The following is a 17,702-nucleotide window of genomic DNA, read 5'->3' on the forward strand; positions in this document are numbered from 1 at the left end:
ATAATTATGTAGTTGGTAATGTAGTAAGTAATGCGGTAGATGATAATTTTGGTCCCATGCTATGGTTGATTAAAGTTGCTGTTATGCTCTTTCTTATTAGGTTGCTTATCCGTATCTTTAAAAAAAAGAGAGGTTAAATAATAAATCGTCTTTTTTAGTGAGAGTTCACCATGCTTTTTGGGGAAAGTTAGTTAATTTAATATACGAATTTTATTAGGGGTGATAATATGAAGAAAATGTGGCTTGATGCTGATGATATTTTATCGAAATATACTGATGGAAACTTTCAAGCAATTGAAGTGGGAATACAGGAAATTGATCCATCAAAAATAATAGCTCTTTCTCTAGATTATGAAACAATTAAAGATGATTATAAAATGGAAAAATTAAAGGAAAAGGTCAAGGGAATTGAGGATTGGGAAGATCTTGATCCTAGGAGTTTATATTTATATAAGACTCCAGAGGGAACTTATTTTGTAGGTTCTGGTGGTGGAAATCATCGTTCAGTGCTAACAAACGAACTTGGTATTTCTAAAATCAAAGCCAATGTAACTAATTTATATCCAAGATCAACATTCCCAAAAGAAATAACGGATATTACTGATAAGTTATATATAAAGAGAGAACAATTAAGAGCTGAGCTTGAAACTAGTAGTTTCGAAGATTCTTTTGATAAGGTAGATCAGTTAAATGATCTTGATTTTAAAATAGACGATATCTTTTATAAATTTGTTCAAAGTAATAACTTAATATGATTAACCTCAATAAATAAGTAAATGTCAGTATAGGCCAGAAATCCTTTTGAAATAACAAATAAATGAACCTAACTAATTTAGGTTCGTTTTAATTATTTTTGATGAAATTCTACGCATTCAATGCTATAAGTAATTAATAATAATCCCTAAGTAATAAGGGATTTATTAAAAATACCAAAAATAAAAAAAGGACTGCATTAGAGCAATCCTCAATTTAATTCCTTTTTTATCGTATAAATTGTATTCCTTGCCACACCTACATTTTTATGTATGTTTTGAACACTTTCACCTGCTTGAATTAAGCGGACTATCTCATCATAAATGATCTTATCTTTTCCCTTTGCATCTTTATGATATTTTCTTTTGCCTCCTGTATAAATACCCTTAGCTTTTGCAATCTCAATACCTTCTCTTTGAGCTGTTCGGATTCTACGACGATCTTCTTCAGCCATCCAGGATAATAAGGATAAAACAATATCAGAGACTAATTGTCCAATTCCTTCTAATTCCTTATATTTTCTTGTATCTAAAATAGGCATATTTAGAACAACAATATCTATTTCATCATCAATTAATTTTTTCCACTCATTCATTATCTCTTTTTTATTCCTACCAAACCTAGTTAAATCATGTACAACTAGCACATCCCCAAAACGCATTTTTGAACGCATTTCTTGAAAAACAGGTCTACTAAAATCCTTACCAGAAGCCTTTTCAGAGTAAATCCGTTCGCACCCATACTCTTGCAGCTCTTTTATTTGTCGGTCTAAGTTTTGTTCTATAGAACTAACCCTTGCATATCCAAAGATCATTTATAACCAATCCTTTATAAATAATAAAATGTTCTCTATAGGGGGGATGGAACTTAGAGGGAGTAATCTTATTGAAGAAAGGCATTAAACACCTTCCTTCAATATATATATATTATCTCTCTTTAAACTGGACCAAACAGACTCCCTGGCATTGAAATGTTTATGTCTCTTTCGGTTATACGTATTAGCATTTCTAACGGTATAACTTTGTCTACAATTGATAAGTAATACTCAATTAAGGAACCTATGTGATCAAGCTCTCCTGAAGAAATTTCATACCAAATATCTGGAAGATACCTTACTATTATACTAAGACTATATAGAATCATTAGATGGATTAATATTGGATCACTTATCTTATTTAAAATTGGTACTATGATTGAAGTTCCTGAATGTGTCGATTTATATGTATCCAAATATCGTTGCCAGTATCCTTCCGCAGAGTGAGTAAATTCTCCAACAAAAATTCTCTCATCACCTAAATCCCTATCTTCTTCAATATTCTTTATCGGAAGGTTTAATCCATTCAGATATTCTAGGGTTATTTCTTCAGATTCAGGGATGAGTGAAATATAAGTTGTTTTTTCTTTAGGTACAGATTGATTTTCTTTACTAGTAGCATCTTCTAGCACAGCTTTATTTCTAGCTTCTATCCTTTTTTTAGAATTATTGTAGGATATTTGAAAGGATAAGGGTAATTCGTTTAAGTAGTCATTGATCACTGGTTGTAATTCAGGCACACATCTAAAAAGATCTAATAGTGAAATAAGGTTTTCTTTATTTTCTATCGAATTGTAGTCCCTTGGTCTTCGTTCAAAGCTAATATCTTTAATATTTAAGTCTAATGATTTTGAAAAAGAATAGAAATGTCCTGATCTTAATATAAAAACAAAAAAGTTTTTTGGGAAACTATCTTTTAAGTTTCTAATAATACCTAAACCATGGCCAAATTCTGTATGTCTTTGAATTTTTTCCAAATCGTCTTTATTTTTTACAGAGCTAACTTGCTCAGCAATAGTCAATTGAAGCAAAGCATAGTATCGAGATAATACTTTTGCATTTAGACTTTCAGAACTTGAGTTCCAAAAACCTAATGCACTTTCAATCGCAGAAGAAAGTCCGACAGATTTTTTTTTAATTAAATCATCTTCCAACTTTTGTTTCTCTGATAAGTTGAGATTTTTTTCCCTCATTAAGGATTCACACATTCTTAAACTTTTTAATCGATTGAATCTAAGCCAAACCATCTCTTGCGGATTTTCAGCGACTATTCGTTCACTTTTTCTCAAATGGGTATTCCTCCAAAAAATATTATGATTCATTACAGATAATTCCTTATTATATAATAGCTAACCTGTTTTGTACTGAATTCTCCGTTCGGTATTCTGAATCATTAAATATATTAAACTTCTTTCATCCAAACTAGCGAATTCACAAAAAACATTTTGAACAACCCTGATTGAACATTTTCTAGCTTGTGTAAATTTTGGTTTTATTTTTCACTTATTTTAATAGTTATTTTTCATTAATACAAAAAGCTATCCATAATAAAAGATAGCTTTTTTACTATTATTTAATTCCAATAACTAAACTATCTCTTGCGGCTTCAACAACATCTGTAGTTATAGTAGTAAGTTTATTAATTTCAAGAATTCTCTCTATCTGTGTAAATAGTCTTTGTATAAGCCTAAAGTTCCCTCCTGTTATCTTTATGATGTTGCTTATGGCTTCATAATCAGAAAAATCTTCAAGTTTTATAGAAAGTCCAAGCTCTTCCCATTTATACTCAAGTATATGATGAGCTTCATCTTTACTTAGTTTGTCAAACTCATGAGCAAAACCAATTCTAGAGTATAGTTGAGGATAACGAGCTAATCGTTTTTCAATCCCTGGCATTCCAATTAATATCATTGCTACGTTGTTTTGATCATAAATATCCCTAAGTTGTTCTAAACTTTGCAGTTTTAATCGGTCAATTTCATCGACAATGATTAAATCTATATCTTTATAGGAATCTGAATAATATTCTTCTTCGCCCGTAGTATGTAGTTTATACATCGCCTTTGACATATTTATTCTAAATCCTAAAGTATTGATATTGTCAGTCATTTTAGTAGCTCGTACTGCTGGAGCTGTATAAAAAATAGTGTTGGCCTCAAGAATTGCTCCATCCGTTTTTAAAGGAATTTCATCTGCTTTTTTATAAGCTATTTGCTTCTCTATAGTATCCCAATTTGTATAATACCTTGAAGATAAGGTTTTTCCGACACCTGGAACCCCATAACAAATACCTATATATTTATATTTGATACAAGCATCGCAAAATTCTGCAAAACGTTTATATTCTTTTGTTTCAATAAATTTTTGCTCCTTATTCATTTAGATACCTCTTTAGTTTTGACTTCTTTTTATCAGGTCTATCTGGACGGATTGTATATTCTTCTTGTTTGGAATCTCTAACTTCTTCTATGACAGATTTTCTAGGTTCTAGTTGTTTCTTTAAAGTTTTTCTTACTTTATTTCGGGCAGAAACAATTTCTTTAAGATCTACGGTATAATCAGAGATTTCAGGAGAAATGGCAGTACATATGTATTTATCCTGATAAAATACTCTAATTTCTGCAATATCTCTTGGGTTGTAACGAATAATCACAGTTTCACCAACGTACGCAGCTAAATTTGTATCTATATATCTCATGCCTTGAAAATGGATACCATCAGAATGCACTTTTCTTGGTTTTGCTACGTTTAGTAATAATAAATCCAAAGTTTCTAAGCTTTCTGGCATATTAGGTAGAAATCCTGAACTATTCCAAGAATGTATTGGTTCCTTTTTTGTTGTGCCATGAATCCTATGGTGATACTTATATATAAGGAAGGTTGAAAATTTTTCATCAAGTTCTTTAATTGTGAGTAGGGACTGGGTGGTTTGATTACCTAAATAACCAGGTAAATCTTGCAAAAACAATTGATTTACCGTTAAAAAAAACCTTTCAATTTTTCCTCGTCCTCTAGGAACACCTACAGTCGAAAAGACTAAGTTAATTTTCAAATCAATTGCTACCTGTTCTAAATGTTTGGAGGTAAAATCACTTCCGTGATCTGTGTAGAATTTTTCTGGGATGCCACATATTGGCCAATCACGATTTCCTTTCTTCCATATTGCTTGGTGTAAAACTAATGATGTGTTTATTACAGTGGGGGATTCAAAGGATAAATAGTACCCAGCAATTGCTCGACTATAATCATCTAAGATAATTGTTAACCAAGGCCTTTCTGGTTTTCCTTTTTCATTTAACACGATAATATCTAGTAGAGTGTGATCAGCTTGCCAAATTTCATTGGGGTAGTTTGCTTCACGTCGATATATCAAATCATATTTGTTTTTATATTCTTTATTCCCTTCATAGGCTAACTTCTTAAGACTAGGTGAAAGAGATTTCGAAATGGAATAGACTTGATAATAACTAGGTTGTTTCCAATTTTTCTTTTTACATACTTCACATATTTTTCAATGGATAGAAGAGACCGAATTCCTTCTATGATTGAATATTAGGTTCTTTATCTCTTCCAATACATTATTCTCAACTTTAAAATCTCCTGAATCCGTACGACCTTTACGAATCAGTCCCCTTAGTCCTAAATGGTTATACTTGTTAATCCAATTATGAAGTGTTCGTTTGGTAATGCCAGTTTCTTCAGCAATAGCTTTCAGTGTTTTTTCTTGATTAAGATAAGGAGCAATTAACCAATATTTATCCATAGCCTTTTGTCTTTGTTCTTCTGAAAATGAAGTTAGTGGGGGAAGTTCACTCATATAAACAACTCCTTTAGAAATGGAAGCAACTAATTACTAGTTGCTCTATTCCTATTTTTAATCATTATTGGATTTATTCATTTTGCGGTAAAGAGTCATTCTGGATACTCCAGCTTTATCTGCTGCCTCAGAAAGTGTTATACCTTGCTCCATTAAATAAAAAGCAAAATTTATTTTTTCATTATCAATAGGCGGCCTCCCTGGTACTTTCCCTCGTTTTCTTGCAGCCAGAATTCCTTCTTTTGTTCGCTCAGAAGTTAAGTCACGCTCAAACTGTGAAATACCTGCAAAAACAGTAAAGAGCATTTTTCCATGGGCTGTTGTAGTATCAAGCCAGGATTCTTTCAAACTTTTTAAATTTGCACCCTTCTTTGCAATTAGTTCAGCAATCTCTATTAAGTCTTTAGTAGAACGAGATAGCCTAGTAAGATCTGTAACTACAACTGTATCCCCAGAACGTAAATATTCTAACAATTGATTTAATTCTGGCCGATTTCGTTTCGCACCTGTTACTTTTTCGAAAAAAATTCTCTCGCATCCAAATTCTACTAATTGTTGTTCCTGACGATCTAAATTCTGATCCATAGTGGAAACTCTCATATAACCAAATTTCATGAAATTCACTTCCTTTTCAGATTAATTGTATCAAAAAAGGCATAAAAATAGTATTGTTACATATTAATTTTGTTACATATTTTTGTTACAACTAGAATGCTATTTTAACGTCAAATTATACATAAAACTGTTCTTGTAACAAAAATGACCGTTTTTGTTACAACGGATTCCGAAACAGGAGTTGTTATATCTGCAAATTCTGAATAATTAAATAATAAAGCGAAAGAGAATTGATATTAATTTGTTTCAATAAATGATGAAAAAACATGTATTTTAATGCTGTGTAAATATACAATAAACAATTGAAAAAGTTTCCATTTTCTATATTTTAATTTTTTGTTTCCTGTTATATAATTATTATTACCTGATGGAGCAATTAAGTGATTCTTTGATATTACTTTTTTGTTCCCTTCCGATTTCTCTAAAGTGCGTATTAAATAAAGTGAATTTTCACTTTATTTAATACGCACTTTAGAGAATTTTTTATGTTTAGAATTATGAATTTATCTCATGGTTCTATCTAAGCAATATGAAATGATTTTAAAACTTAAATAAACCCTCCTCAATTATTATAAACCTTTTCTAGAAGGGATATTTAGAAATATATTTGCAGAGCAGGTTTGTTGAAGCAGGTTTTTTCTTTATATTGGAGTATAGTTATTATGATAAAAGTAGGAAAAATCTCAAATAAAATATTGTTTTTTTCTTTATATGAAGTAAAAAGCATTTCGTCTTGGGGGACTCTTAATATGAAATATGATGAAAGCAATAAGATGTTTACTACAAAAAGGCTGGGTAATTAGATTATTTAAAGAATCTGATGCAGTAAATGTCGCAAAACTTTGTAATAACTATAATATTTATAAAAATACACTTCATTTACCCTATCCATATTCAGTAGATGATGCTAAATCTTGGATTAAAAACCAGCTTGAGAATGGATTGTTTTATGAATTTGCAATAACTGATAAGGAAAATGGTGAGTTATATGGAGCTATAGCACTATCAAACAATCAAAAGTTTAACAATGGTGAAATAGCATACTGGATCGGCGAAGAATATTGGGGGAATGGATTTGCAACAGAGGCAGCAGAAGCAATTTTATGGTTTGCATTTAATGAAAAACATTTACACAAAGTATATGCTCGTTACTTTAAAACAAATCCAGCCTCAGGAAGAGTTATGCAAAAACTAGGAATGAGAGAAGAAGGAGTTTTAATCGAACAGGTAAAGAAAGATAATCTTTATTTAGATTTGGTTTATTATGGGATCATCAACTCGTAGAGGTACACAATCGGGGAAATTATATAGATGTGTAGAAAGTTATAATAAATAGTTATTGAGGGGAGCATGTTTTTATGACTGAAGTAAGGTCTCTGTCCATTCCTGATCCAATTACAGCATTAATGCAAAATTACTTTTTGACTGTCGAGAGGTTATATTTAATCTATACAATGTTACCAGATAAGGATATAAAAGATAACCCGTTATATGAGTGCGCTGAAGAGTACTACAGTGCCTTGAAGTATTTAACAGAAGGAATGTATAAAGATTATCCGGAGAAGATTTTAACGGTAGAACAATTCTTATTAAAAAAAGCTGAGAGAACTTATTGATATTAATTAATGAGATTTAAATTAGATAACTCGAGACCTCATTAAAGGAAGATTTCCTGAATAAATGAAAAAAATAGCTTATGGAAGAAACATGGCAGTTTAGTTGAAGAAAGAATTATAATAAAAATGAAATTATTAGAATAATACTATTCAGGAGGATATATGGATAAATTCGAGGAATTAGAAAACCGTATTAAAAAAATGGAGGAAGAAATTGAACAAATTGATAGACTTGATAATGATATCTTTGAATTAACTCAAAAACTAGAGAAAGTTACTTCTTTATTAGTGGAAATGGTAGAAAATAATAAAAATATTGATAAAAATGATATAGACTTTATTGTTTTAAAATTTGATATTGACCCTAAAAAATATCATGAACTACCAATTCTAGTAAGTAAAAAGGAAAAGGAATATAGGAAAGATGGGACTTTTCCAACTCTTAGTCAGTTTCATCAAGAGGTAATTGAAACACTATCTATTTCTGAGTTGGAGGATAATGTACTCTTACCTATTGATGTAACAAAGAATATTTTAGAGAAGTATAAGAAAACCGATGATTATGATTATTTCGCTGTCTGTGAAAGTATTCTTTCTACAGAATAATATAATTATAATCTCGGTAATTAACAATAAACATATAGTAAAAGAAACTTAATACTTAGTAGTGGTATTAATAACTTGTTCTAGTTTAGAATAATCGATTCAAAATATAGTACCATTCTCTGTAAATAGAGTTGTGTAAAACATCTTTGTGAATAAAAACACTTAAGCTATCGGGGGCTTTCCTTAAATATAAGGTGCCTTTCTTATGTCGCTAAAGTGGCAGGTTAGTTTAAGTGTATTTATTCACAGACTAGAAGTATTACGAAACTTTATAAGAATGGAACAATCGCCGTCTCCACAATGGACAAGGAATCATATTTTATATTAGGTGATAATCCTCCTACTCATTAAAAACTTCCTTAAAGGTGTACCTTCCCTGGGTACACCAATTTATTTTTTTACAGATTCATATAAGTGTTTGTAAAGCAACTAGCTAAAAACGTATTGTAACAAAAGTAAATAACATGAATATTATATATAGACATAATATCACCTGTCCCAATAAGATAGGTTTTAACGAAGACAATTGTAGGGATTGTCTTCGTTTTTTGCCTTTAGATACTTAAAACTAATAGCCCGTACCAATTATTTGAACTAGCATATAATATTTATGTAACTTCCCCTTTTATATTATTTACTTTTCTACCCTTCTTTCTAGAAGGGTTTTTTACCTAAATAGTTAAGGTGTACCTTTAAAGTACACCTTAGCTGGAGAGAGTTATGGCTATATGAATGGTATGTGGAAGAAAGAACGAAAAACATGTTAGTAAAAAATTTCAGAATATATAAAGGGTATTTAAGCTAGGGTTATTCCTTGAAAAATAAACTCCCACCAACTATTATTTCCTTCCCAAATTTCATCATTAGGCAGCTCAATAGTACATACATTATTGATATTCCAGTCTACTTCTAGTAATTCCTTAACATGGGTATGGTTGACAACAAGGATAGAAAATTCATTTTTTACCATTCGAGAAAGTATATTTTCTAACTCCATTATATCTGTTGTGGTAGCGTTCGTTCTAATAAATAATAAACGTTGTGAGGTAGTAAGCATAGTCATAAACCTATTGATACGGTTGAAATACTTTTCTTGAACCTGTGGTAAGCTTGGAAGATCTGTTAATGTATTAACATCTGTTTTAAAATCGTGATTAAAGGATACGTAATTTACGGAATCCACAACCAGGACATCCTCGGTAGATGCGTACTGTGGAATGACTAAATTACTCAGGTTTAAAAAATTAGCAAAGTTAGTATTTATTAATGCGTTTACATTTTTTAATTTTGGCGTTCCTACCCAATCAAAAGGACCTGCCATCTGTCTTAAGTTATATTTTCTTAATTTTAAAGCAGGAATACAATTCTCACCCAGGCTAAATATAGCATTATATGGACCTTTAATTTCGTCTAATTTCAAATGGATCTTCCCCTTAATTAAAATATAAATCAACATCTTTGTATAATAGATGTTTGTTATTAAAAAGGGCATGGACGTATGTTTAATTTGTTAAAAAAAGGCATGACTACCTTCCAAGTTTTTTTGTTATTAATATATACTAATTACTTGGACAAGAGCCGTGCTTTATTTTCTTATAAAGAATACTTTATTAATGTGGTGTGGAAGTCACAAAGTTTCTGTAAGGTCGGGGGACCAGTTTTCTTTCCAAACTTTCTACTATTAGCTGGGGTGTACCTTCAGTAGGTGCACCCGTTTCAGCTTAAAAAGTTTAAACAAAGTGTAAAAAAACCTTATTCGGCTGAATAAGGTTTTTTTACACTTTGTGATTAATGAAGGGTAATACATTATATGCAGCTATTTTATAATTTTCTACAGATTAAAAGCATGAAATTTTTATTAGTTGCCGTTCATATAACAAGTAAATTTTATACCTAAACCGAGCAATCTGGAGATTAGACCAGATTACTCGGTTTAGGTGAGGTATTTGTAATCTATAGGGTTTTTATAACTCTCCATTTAATGTTACAAAAGTAGGCGTAGTATTGCGTAAGGGTTGTTTAACTCTTTTTTTTATTTCAACCGAAAGAGCGATAATAACAATACTAAAAATAGAGGATAAAATGGCTGCACTAACTCCATCCACAGTAATAAAAGAAAATTAGCTTATGGCAGAAACATGGCAGGTTAGTTTAAGTACATGTTTTCACAAAGTAAATAAATACTCCTAATTTTGCTACAATTAATTTTCCCAACTTTAAATTAGTCTTTTTACTTAATTACCTGATATAAAGTGCTTTACATCACTTATAAAATTTAATTATATTAAAGAAAAATTACTATATTACATCCTATTGATATCCAATCTAGAAAATCCAGGAAACAAAGAAATGCCCTAATCAGTATAGTAGGGCATTAAGCGTGATATTTGGTCTAACTCCATCATTATAGTAAGTCTGCCTTAAAATTGGGATGTATCCTAAAAATAGACTCTCAAGTTATTTTACGACTTATGGAAAAAACTAATATATTGTAATAACTTTTTATAAGGTATATAAACTCTAATATAGGTAATAATGTTTAAAAGGTAGCAGTAATAAGATAGTTTTTCCATTCTTATCGTGTTCACCTATATTTAAAACACAAATAATTTGTGATTCCAAACACATCAATGTGATTATTTACTTTCTAGAAGGATATACATCTTAAAATTACCTGATTAAAATGACAATCAGGTAATTTGTGTATTATATTATATATATTTTTTATTAATTTTATAGAGTGGGGCACATAAAGCGTGAATATAAAATATATCTATACTATTTCCCCTTTAGTGTTATATAATAAATATATGTATAGAGGAAGTATAAAATTGTCTCTACCCATTCAATTTTTATACTTTTTATATATTTTTTTATATGGAGAGTAAGTATGGACAAAATATAAATATTAGATTGATGCTAAGTTAAAATAAGTCAGAAAAATATTTAGATGTTGCTTTCTAGATAAGGAAAATACTTATAAGTTCTACGTTCTAATTCGTAAACTATTCCATATAATTGTTATAATGTATACACGAATGAAAAACTTCTATTATTTAGAGGTTTTTCTTTTTTTTCGATGAAGATTCTATTTAGCAAAAAGTCAGTTGCACATTAAATTTACCAAATTAGCATATTTGATAAGCACTTCTTGACATTAATAATAGTGAATGGAGACAAATGTCAACTAAAATTAGAATATTGGAGAATAAAGGGTTTCCTGATAAATAGGCATTAAAAAAGAGGATAATTTAATTATATTCAAGAATTATAAGTTAGAAAATCAACTTAATAATATAATAAATGAATCTTGATGGTGAAAAGACATGACAAAAAAGCAGTAATTGAATCGCAATACAATGTTTTCTAGCGGGTGAGGAATATAGAGAAGCTTTGTTGGATAAATAGTATTTCTATTGATTTATTAATAGTTATAAAAATTTAAACAATGAGTGTAAATAATGATACCATATAAATCAAGAACCAGGCCAAAAGAAACAGAATCATTATAGTTGTACATATATACAGAGCGTGTTAAGTTAAGACGGAACAATATGAGAGTAAATATAGAATTTTCGTTGGAAAGGAGTGTAGGATTGAAGCTCATTCAACAAGATATGTATACAAATGAATTCCTAAGGGAAGTTATTAATCGGGTATCTACAGGAATAGTCATTACTGATCCCAATCAGGTAGATAATCCAATTATATACGTAAATCAAGGGTTTGAAAAATTAACTGGTTATCACTCAAATGACATTGTAGGTAAAAACTGCAGGTTTTTACAGGGAGACGATACGGAACAGCTTGAAGTTGATAAATTACGAAACGCTATTGCCAAAAAAGAATCTATAGTAGTTATTTTAAGGAATTTTAAAAAGAATGGAGAAATGTTTTGGAATGAGTTGGCATTACACCCGATTTATGTTGGGGAAAGTAAGAGTTTATACTTTGTAGGATTGCAAAAGGATATAACTACTCAAAAAAGACATGAAGAAGAAATAAAGCAATATATAAAAGAAGTAAATGATCTTTCTACACCAATTATTTCGGTTCTAGAAAATGCATCTATACTACCAATTATTGGCGATTTAACAGAAGTAAGATTTCATCGTTTGGTAAACCAAATTGCTAGTTATGTTTCTAAGGAGAAAGAAGAATATTTTATTATTGACTTACAGGGCCTAGAAAATTACGATGAAGTGGTTAACAATGGTTTAAATACAATCAACCAAATACTAATATTAATGGGAGCTAAATTAGTAATAAGTGGTATTAAGCCAAAAATGGCTAGGGATATAAAGCAATTTAGTTATGAAAATAATTTAACAACGTTTAATACTTGTGAAAAAGCATTAGAGTTTATTTCGCTAAATAAAATATAATTTACGGTGTAAATTGAAAAATCATAATTAATGTTACTTATTGAATTTGATATTATAGTATACGAGCTATAGATATATTCTTTTGCCTATACATACTAACTAAGACCTCCATTATTGGTGGTCTTTATTTAGATTTAGCAAGGAATTCGATAAACAATTCCGATAAAGTAAAAAAATTATTCAAGTGAAGGATTTTAGTAGAAAATCTAGTGTTAAATACTACCTTCAATTTTTAAAAGATGAAATAGAGAATAAGTTAAAAGCAGAAAAACTTCTTTATTACATAGAATCAAGTAGGGAAATACTAAAAAAACGAGACTTAATCAACCAATGTTACAGTACAAGGAGTTCTATACTAGATGAAAAAAGGTTTAAATGAATATCAATTTTACGAAAATTTCGATGAGCTTGCTATAGACATTCTTACCTTAGCAAAAAATATAATACCGGAGGGTTATTTCTTTTTAAGTGCTTTTACAAATAAGGAGCAGCACATTTTAAAGGTTGCTAAAAATAAGGAAAACATCCATATTAATGAGGGTGCACGTATTCCACTCCATTCCGCAGTTTGTACTAGGATTAACTTTTCCAAAGGGAATGCTTTGGTTTATACAGATATTAGCAAGGAAGATAGCTTAGTGGAATTAAAAAGAACTTACCAAGCAACCAATGTAAATGCTTATTTAGGAGTGCCAGTAATTCTAAGAAATGGAGAAGTTTTTGGGACCCTATGTGCAGTTCAAGAGAAAGCTACAACGTTTCATGCTGATAGTATCAAGTTAATAGAAAAATTAGCAACAATGTTTTCGTACTATTTAGAGTTAGAAAGTATGGCTTGTAGAGATCATTTAACTGGTTGTTATAACAGATACTCCTTAGAAAGGTTCTTTCAACAACATACAAGAGAAGAAGGCATAATACTCTTTTTAGATTTAGATGGTTTCAAGCAAATTAACGATAAATTAGGACATGAGACAGGAGATTTTGTCTTAAAGGAAGTTTCACTAAGGATAGAAGAAGTAATTCGTAAGAGTACTTTAAGTGGTGCTGTTTTTCGTTTAGGTGGAGATGAATTTGTTGTTAATCTCATTGGTCTTATTGATAAAGGAATGATAGATGATATAGCAACTACCCTTATCCTTAGTTTATCCACTTGGGATTTTCATACGAATGATTTTTACTTATCCACGAGTATTGGTATAGTTTCTTATACAAAAGAGGAACAGTCTTTGTCTGCGTTACTAAAAAAAGCTGATAACGCTTTGTATCGAGCAAAATCAAGTGGTAAAAATACTTATCAATATTTTTAAATTTTCCAGCATATTGTTTCTACCAATTTCATATGTTTTCTATATGTAATAATAAAAAGACTTGCTCAAAAAAGTCCCAAACTTGGGGCTTTTTTTGTTTCTGAAAACAGTTCTCTGGGGAGCTAATCATGAATTGCTCCCCAGAATAGATTAGTATATGGGAGACTAATCCTAAATTAATTATATAAACGATTATTTGCAATGTGAATATTGTAAATAATGTAAAATGTTAATCTCCAGAAAGTCCATACAAAAAAGCTGGTTGCATACCTAAAAGAAAAATCTCTTTATAATACTTAAACTTCAAATCAAATATATATTTTTAAAAAATTTGGAAAAAATACCTTTATTGAAAAAGTGGAGGTATTTTTATGAAAGAACACCATATTCGTTTAACTTCCTCTGAAATTGGAGGGTTATGGGCCAATTATATAAGTGATTCTCTCTTTATTTGTGTGTATAGATACTTTTTGGCAAAAGTTGAAGATAAAGAAACTCAAGCTATATTAAAACATGCATTAGACTTGTCATATCAACATGTCAAAGTTATTACAAACATTTTTAAAGAAGAAGGCCATGCTATCCCACAAGGATTTACGGATGAAGATGTTAATGTTGATTCACCAAGATTATTCTCTGATGAATTTTTTCTTATTTATACAAAGCAAATGACAAAGGGCGCTTTAGCAACCTATGGGGTGGTGCTACCACATACTTTTCGGAAGGATATAAGAGAACACTTTATGTCATGTATCGCATCTACTATGGAATTATTTAATGAGACAACTGATTTACTTTTAACTAGGGGATTAGAGATTCGGTCTCCCTATATTCCCTATCTAGAAGAAGTAGATATGGTAGAAACACAAGGGTTCTTAGCAGGTTGGTTGGGAAAACAAAGGCCATTAATGGCTGCGGAAATAACCCACTTGTATTCAAATATACAAACTAATCATTTGGCATCAGCATTATTGACAGGTTTCGGTCAAGTAGTTCATTGTGCTGATCTAAAAGGATATATGAAAAGAGGTAAAAATATTACTAAGAAACATATTGAAATCTTTACTAGTTACTTACAAGATAATGCCTTACCATCACCACACAATTGGGATGATTTGGTTCTACCAATTAAAGAAACTCCATTTTCGGATAAGTTAATGATGTATCATACCTCATTGATTTCAGCTGCTGGTGTAGGAAATTATGGAACTGCCTTGTCAGCTTCATTAAGACGTGATATTGCTGCTGATTATACTCGCTTTTTTGGTGAAATTGGTCTTTTTGCAGAAGATGGTTTGAATTTATTAATTAATAATGCCTGGTTTGAAAGACCACCACACGCTATTGATAGTCATTAGCTAGTGAGTTAAAATAATGGTCAAAAGAAGGACTGCTACTTAGCTTAGGCAGTCTTTTTATTAGAGTATAATATTGCAGTATTCCTCTAATAAATGAATAACTGCTTGTGGAAGAAATGAGGCAGTTTAATAAGCGAGGGATGAAACAAAAAAACCATCAATGCTAATTATTGATGGCTTTACTTATATTTTTCTTCCTCCACTTTATTCATCAACTTCATAAACCATCCCATCATTTCATGAAGTACGGTCAAATTCAATGAATATTTGACATACTTTCCTTCTTTACTGGATTCAATTAACCCACTGTTTTTTAAAATAGAGAGATGATGAGATATACTTGGCTGCGATATGTTAAAATACCCCGTAATTTCATTTACAGTCATATCCCGTTCCTTCAGAAGTTCTAAAATTTTTCTTCTAGTAGTATCTGAAAGTGCTTTATAAGCATCAATCAAATTATCCAGCCCCCTTCATAATAACATATAGCTATTTAACTATATGTTATTATGAATACCATAAAAAGTAAACATGGCTAAAAAATAAATGGAAATGGCAATACCCGGAATCTTTTCCAGATAAAGAGTTAATTATTCGTACTCTCCTAAATTGGGTAGAAGAATCGCCGACGAACTATAATGGTGTGTATAAGTTGTTTAAGACTGAGGGTGAATGGGCTAGTGCAAACTTTTCAAATGAAGCAAAAATAACTTATTGAACTAGCGGGACTGAAAGAAGGGTGAAATAAAACAAAACCATCAATGCTAACTATTGATGGCTTACTTAATTCTATAAACGAGTGATTTTTGTCTAACTAAAAAAATAGAGTTTGTATCAGGATCTATTATTTCTAATAATCCATTTTCATGATTAAAGAAACAAAAGTGTATTTTACAGTTGTATATAACTTTTTGACCGAACGAGATATTACCGAAATAGTCTAAATTCTTGGCTGTTGACATGAATTTATCTTCTTATCCCCCTTCATTGTATAAAGGGAAGGTGACTAAGAACAGTCTAATAGGACCCAATATATTGTGTGTTTATAAAAACGATAACACAATATTTTGCTATATGTAAATCCTGTTATCCTTATCGATTGATAAGAATTAGACTATCAAATAGTCTCGATTTAGAAATGTTTTTTGTGTTACTAAGATGGCAGATAGTTCAATAAGCATTTAAATTTAAAGTTATTACTTAAATAGCCGTTTAGACAAATTAGTTTGAATTAGGAAATACTATACTATTAATAAAAAGGAAATATTATGAGTCTTACTATTATTTTGGTTTTTATATTGCCTTGGCTGGTGGGATACTTTCATCTTTATAAACGTGATAAATTAATAATTCCACAATCGTAGCATTTACTGTAAATGAAACAATATTTTATTTAGAATTATGGAAGGTGAGCTCCTCGAATAATACATTTCACTTTTTGCCTTTTAATTTAGGTATATATCCTATTTTAGCAAGTTACTTAATATGGTTTATAAAAAGATATAAGAATCCCTTCTGGATTATTATTTTTATATCTTTATTTACCACTTTTCTTGAAAATATATATTTATTAAGTGGTAAGATAACTTATGGTAAAGAGTGGAATATTATTTTCATCTTTTTTTTCCTATATTTTTCCTTAGTATTTAGTGTATAGATACTATGTTTATCTTATGAAGCTGAAAATTTTAAAATAAATTAATCGAAAGGTTATGTAATAAATGTAGAGTACCCTTTCTTATATAACATGAAGAAAGAATTATTATAAATCAGGTTTAAAGAGCGTTCTATTTTCTAATTTATGCTCTAACATATGAATAAATTCTAAGGGTAAATCTAGACGTATAGATTCTAAAAGCGCAAATAGTATTGCATCATTACTAAGGGATTTTAAAGGATTCAAAATTCTCTCCGTTCTTTTAAGGATGTTTTTACAAAAACAAGTAAGGTAATGGGAATATAAAGAGCGACTTCAGTTATAGTGTGAAAAGGAGGTAGTTTTTAATTTTTATAATGAGGAAAACAATAGTTGATGTTTGGTAAAAACTATCTTCTTAAAGTAACAAAGAAGATGGTTAGGGAAGTTCTTAGGAGACCTTAGCCTTTGGTTGACTATAACATACTAATTGGAATATATATATAAATACTTAAAATGAGCAGTAGAATAATAAGACTCTTGAACACTGAAGTGTGAGAGATCTCCGAGTTGATAATTTCAGCTCATTTTAATTTATGGAACTAATAGGGCAGGTTTGTTTAAGTACATTTATTCACAAAGTTAATGAAATAATCCAATGATTGATTAAAAATTTAAAAATATATGCTATCAAAATATTTATATAAAATATAACTTTTCCTTTTACCTTATGAGAGAAGTGACAGATTTTTGTACAGATTTGTTAGTAAATAAGAAATTCATTGGTAAATG

13 protein-coding genes and 1 pseudogene are annotated in these 17,702 nt (G+C 30.0%); 7 read left to right on the plus strand and 7 right to left on the minus strand.

Going from position 1 to position 17,702, the window contains the following annotated elements; genetic code table 11:
- Nucleotides 1–227 precede the first annotated feature (227 nt).
- Nucleotides 228–755 carry a hypothetical protein gene (locus CEQ21_RS00930; RefSeq protein ID WP_185762783.1) on the plus strand — a complete coding sequence of 176 codons (528 nt, stop codon included), beginning with the start codon at nucleotides 228–230 and terminating at the stop codon, nucleotides 753–755.
- Nucleotides 756–964: 209 nt separating this feature from the next.
- Here the strand turns inward: CEQ21_RS00930 and CEQ21_RS00935 are convergent, their stop codons facing one another.
- The 5 genes and pseudogenes from CEQ21_RS00935 to CEQ21_RS00955 form a co-directional block, all read right to left on the minus strand.
- A complete protein-coding gene (locus CEQ21_RS00935) occupies nucleotides 965–1,567 on the minus strand; it encodes a recombinase family protein (RefSeq protein WP_185762784.1) in 603 nt (200 codons plus the stop codon).
- A 122-nt stretch (nucleotides 1,568–1,689) separates the two neighbouring features.
- A complete protein-coding gene (locus tag CEQ21_RS00940) occupies nucleotides 1,690–2,856 on the minus strand; it encodes a YaaC family protein (RefSeq protein WP_185762785.1) in 1,167 nt (388 codons plus the stop codon).
- 280 nt (nucleotides 2,857–3,136) lie between these two features.
- Nucleotides 3,137–3,946: an AAA family ATPase gene (locus CEQ21_RS00945; protein ID WP_185762786.1), complete on the minus strand. Its 810-nt coding sequence runs from the start codon at nucleotides 3,944–3,946 to the stop codon at nucleotides 3,137–3,139.
- Nucleotides 3,939–5,384, minus strand: a pseudogene (locus tag CEQ21_RS00950) (Mu transposase C-terminal domain-containing protein). The gene CEQ21_RS00945 and the pseudogene CEQ21_RS00950 overlap by 8 nt, the downstream one beginning before the upstream one ends.
- A gap of 57 nt (nucleotides 5,385–5,441) precedes the next feature.
- Nucleotides 5,442–5,999 carry a recombinase family protein gene (locus tag CEQ21_RS00955; protein WP_185762787.1) on the minus strand — a complete coding sequence of 186 codons (558 nt, stop codon included), beginning with the start codon at nucleotides 5,997–5,999 and terminating at the stop codon, nucleotides 5,442–5,444.
- 756 nt (nucleotides 6,000–6,755) lie between these two features.
- Here CEQ21_RS00955 and CEQ21_RS00960 point away from each other — a divergent pair.
- From CEQ21_RS00960 to CEQ21_RS00970, 3 genes are all read left to right on the plus strand, one after another.
- Nucleotides 6,756–7,283, plus strand: coding sequence for a GNAT family N-acetyltransferase (locus CEQ21_RS00960; RefSeq protein ID WP_328593447.1), 528 nt, complete (start codon nucleotides 6,756–6,758; stop codon nucleotides 7,281–7,283).
- A 74-nt stretch (nucleotides 7,284–7,357) separates the two neighbouring features.
- Nucleotides 7,358–7,615 carry a hypothetical protein gene (locus tag CEQ21_RS00965; RefSeq protein ID WP_185762788.1) on the plus strand — a complete coding sequence of 86 codons (258 nt, stop codon included), beginning with the start codon at nucleotides 7,358–7,360 and terminating at the stop codon, nucleotides 7,613–7,615.
- A gap of 162 nt (nucleotides 7,616–7,777) precedes the next feature.
- The gene (locus CEQ21_RS00970) at nucleotides 7,778–8,221 is read left to right on the plus strand and encodes a hypothetical protein (RefSeq protein ID WP_185762789.1); all 444 of its coding nucleotides are present in this window, start codon (nucleotides 7,778–7,780) and stop codon (nucleotides 8,219–8,221) included.
- Nucleotides 8,222–9,017: 796 nt separating this feature from the next.
- Here the strand turns inward: CEQ21_RS00970 and CEQ21_RS00975 are convergent.
- Nucleotides 9,018–9,641 carry a DUF1796 family putative cysteine peptidase gene (locus CEQ21_RS00975; RefSeq protein WP_185762790.1) on the minus strand — a complete coding sequence of 208 codons (624 nt, stop codon included), beginning with the start codon at nucleotides 9,639–9,641 and terminating at the stop codon, nucleotides 9,018–9,020.
- A gap of 2,176 nt (nucleotides 9,642–11,817) precedes the next feature.
- Between CEQ21_RS00975 and CEQ21_RS00980 the strand changes: the two genes are divergently transcribed.
- From CEQ21_RS00980 to CEQ21_RS00990, 3 genes are all read left to right on the plus strand, one after another.
- Nucleotides 11,818–12,606, plus strand: a complete 789-nt coding sequence (locus CEQ21_RS00980) for a YtvA family blue-light photoreceptor (protein ID WP_235907127.1) — start codon at nucleotides 11,818–11,820, stop codon at nucleotides 12,604–12,606.
- Nucleotides 12,607–12,965: 359 nt separating this feature from the next.
- Nucleotides 12,966–13,916, plus strand: coding sequence for a sensor domain-containing diguanylate cyclase (locus CEQ21_RS00985; RefSeq protein WP_185762791.1), 951 nt, complete (start codon nucleotides 12,966–12,968; stop codon nucleotides 13,914–13,916).
- Between the two features lie 371 nt (nucleotides 13,917–14,287).
- Nucleotides 14,288–15,274, plus strand: coding sequence for a DUF3231 family protein (locus CEQ21_RS00990; RefSeq protein ID WP_185762792.1), 987 nt, complete (start codon nucleotides 14,288–14,290; stop codon nucleotides 15,272–15,274).
- 179 nt (nucleotides 15,275–15,453) lie between these two features.
- Here the strand turns inward: CEQ21_RS00990 and CEQ21_RS00995 are convergent, their stop codons facing one another.
- On the minus strand, nucleotides 15,454–15,732 hold the full coding sequence (locus CEQ21_RS00995) for an autorepressor SdpR family transcription factor (protein WP_185762712.1): 279 nt from the start codon (nucleotides 15,730–15,732) through the stop codon (nucleotides 15,454–15,456).
- Nucleotides 15,733–17,702 lie beyond the last annotated feature (1,970 nt).

Source organism: Niallia circulans, assembly GCF_007273535.1.
GTDB classification, from domain to species: domain Bacteria; phylum Bacillota; class Bacilli; order Bacillales; family Cytobacillaceae; genus Niallia; species Niallia circulans_B.

Bases quoted from the DNA above. Each gene is read 5' to 3' on its own strand.
- CEQ21_RS00985 (WP_185762791.1), top strand. From the start codon at position 12,966: ATGAAAAAAGGTTTAAATGAATATCAATTTTACGAAAATTTCGATGAG.
- CEQ21_RS00970 (WP_185762789.1), top strand. From the start codon at position 7,778: ATGGATAAATTCGAGGAATTAGAAAACCGTATTAAAAAAATGGAGGAA.
- CEQ21_RS00945 (WP_185762786.1), bottom strand. From the start codon at position 3,946: ATGAATAAGGAGCAAAAATTTATTGAAACAAAAGAATATAAACGTTTT.
- CEQ21_RS00935 (WP_185762784.1), bottom strand. From the start codon at position 1,567: ATGATCTTTGGATATGCAAGGGTTAGTTCTATAGAACAAAACTTAGAC.
- CEQ21_RS00955 (WP_185762787.1), bottom strand. From the start codon at position 5,999: ATGAAATTTGGTTATATGAGAGTTTCCACTATGGATCAGAATTTAGAT.
- CEQ21_RS00930 (WP_185762783.1), top strand. From the start codon at position 228: ATGAAGAAAATGTGGCTTGATGCTGATGATATTTTATCGAAATATACT.
- CEQ21_RS00960 (WP_328593447.1), top strand. From the start codon at position 6,756: ATGATGAAAGCAATAAGATGTTTACTACAAAAAGGCTGGGTAATTAGA.
- CEQ21_RS00965 (WP_185762788.1), top strand. From the start codon at position 7,358: ATGACTGAAGTAAGGTCTCTGTCCATTCCTGATCCAATTACAGCATTA.
- CEQ21_RS00990 (WP_185762792.1), top strand. From the start codon at position 14,288: ATGAAAGAACACCATATTCGTTTAACTTCCTCTGAAATTGGAGGGTTA.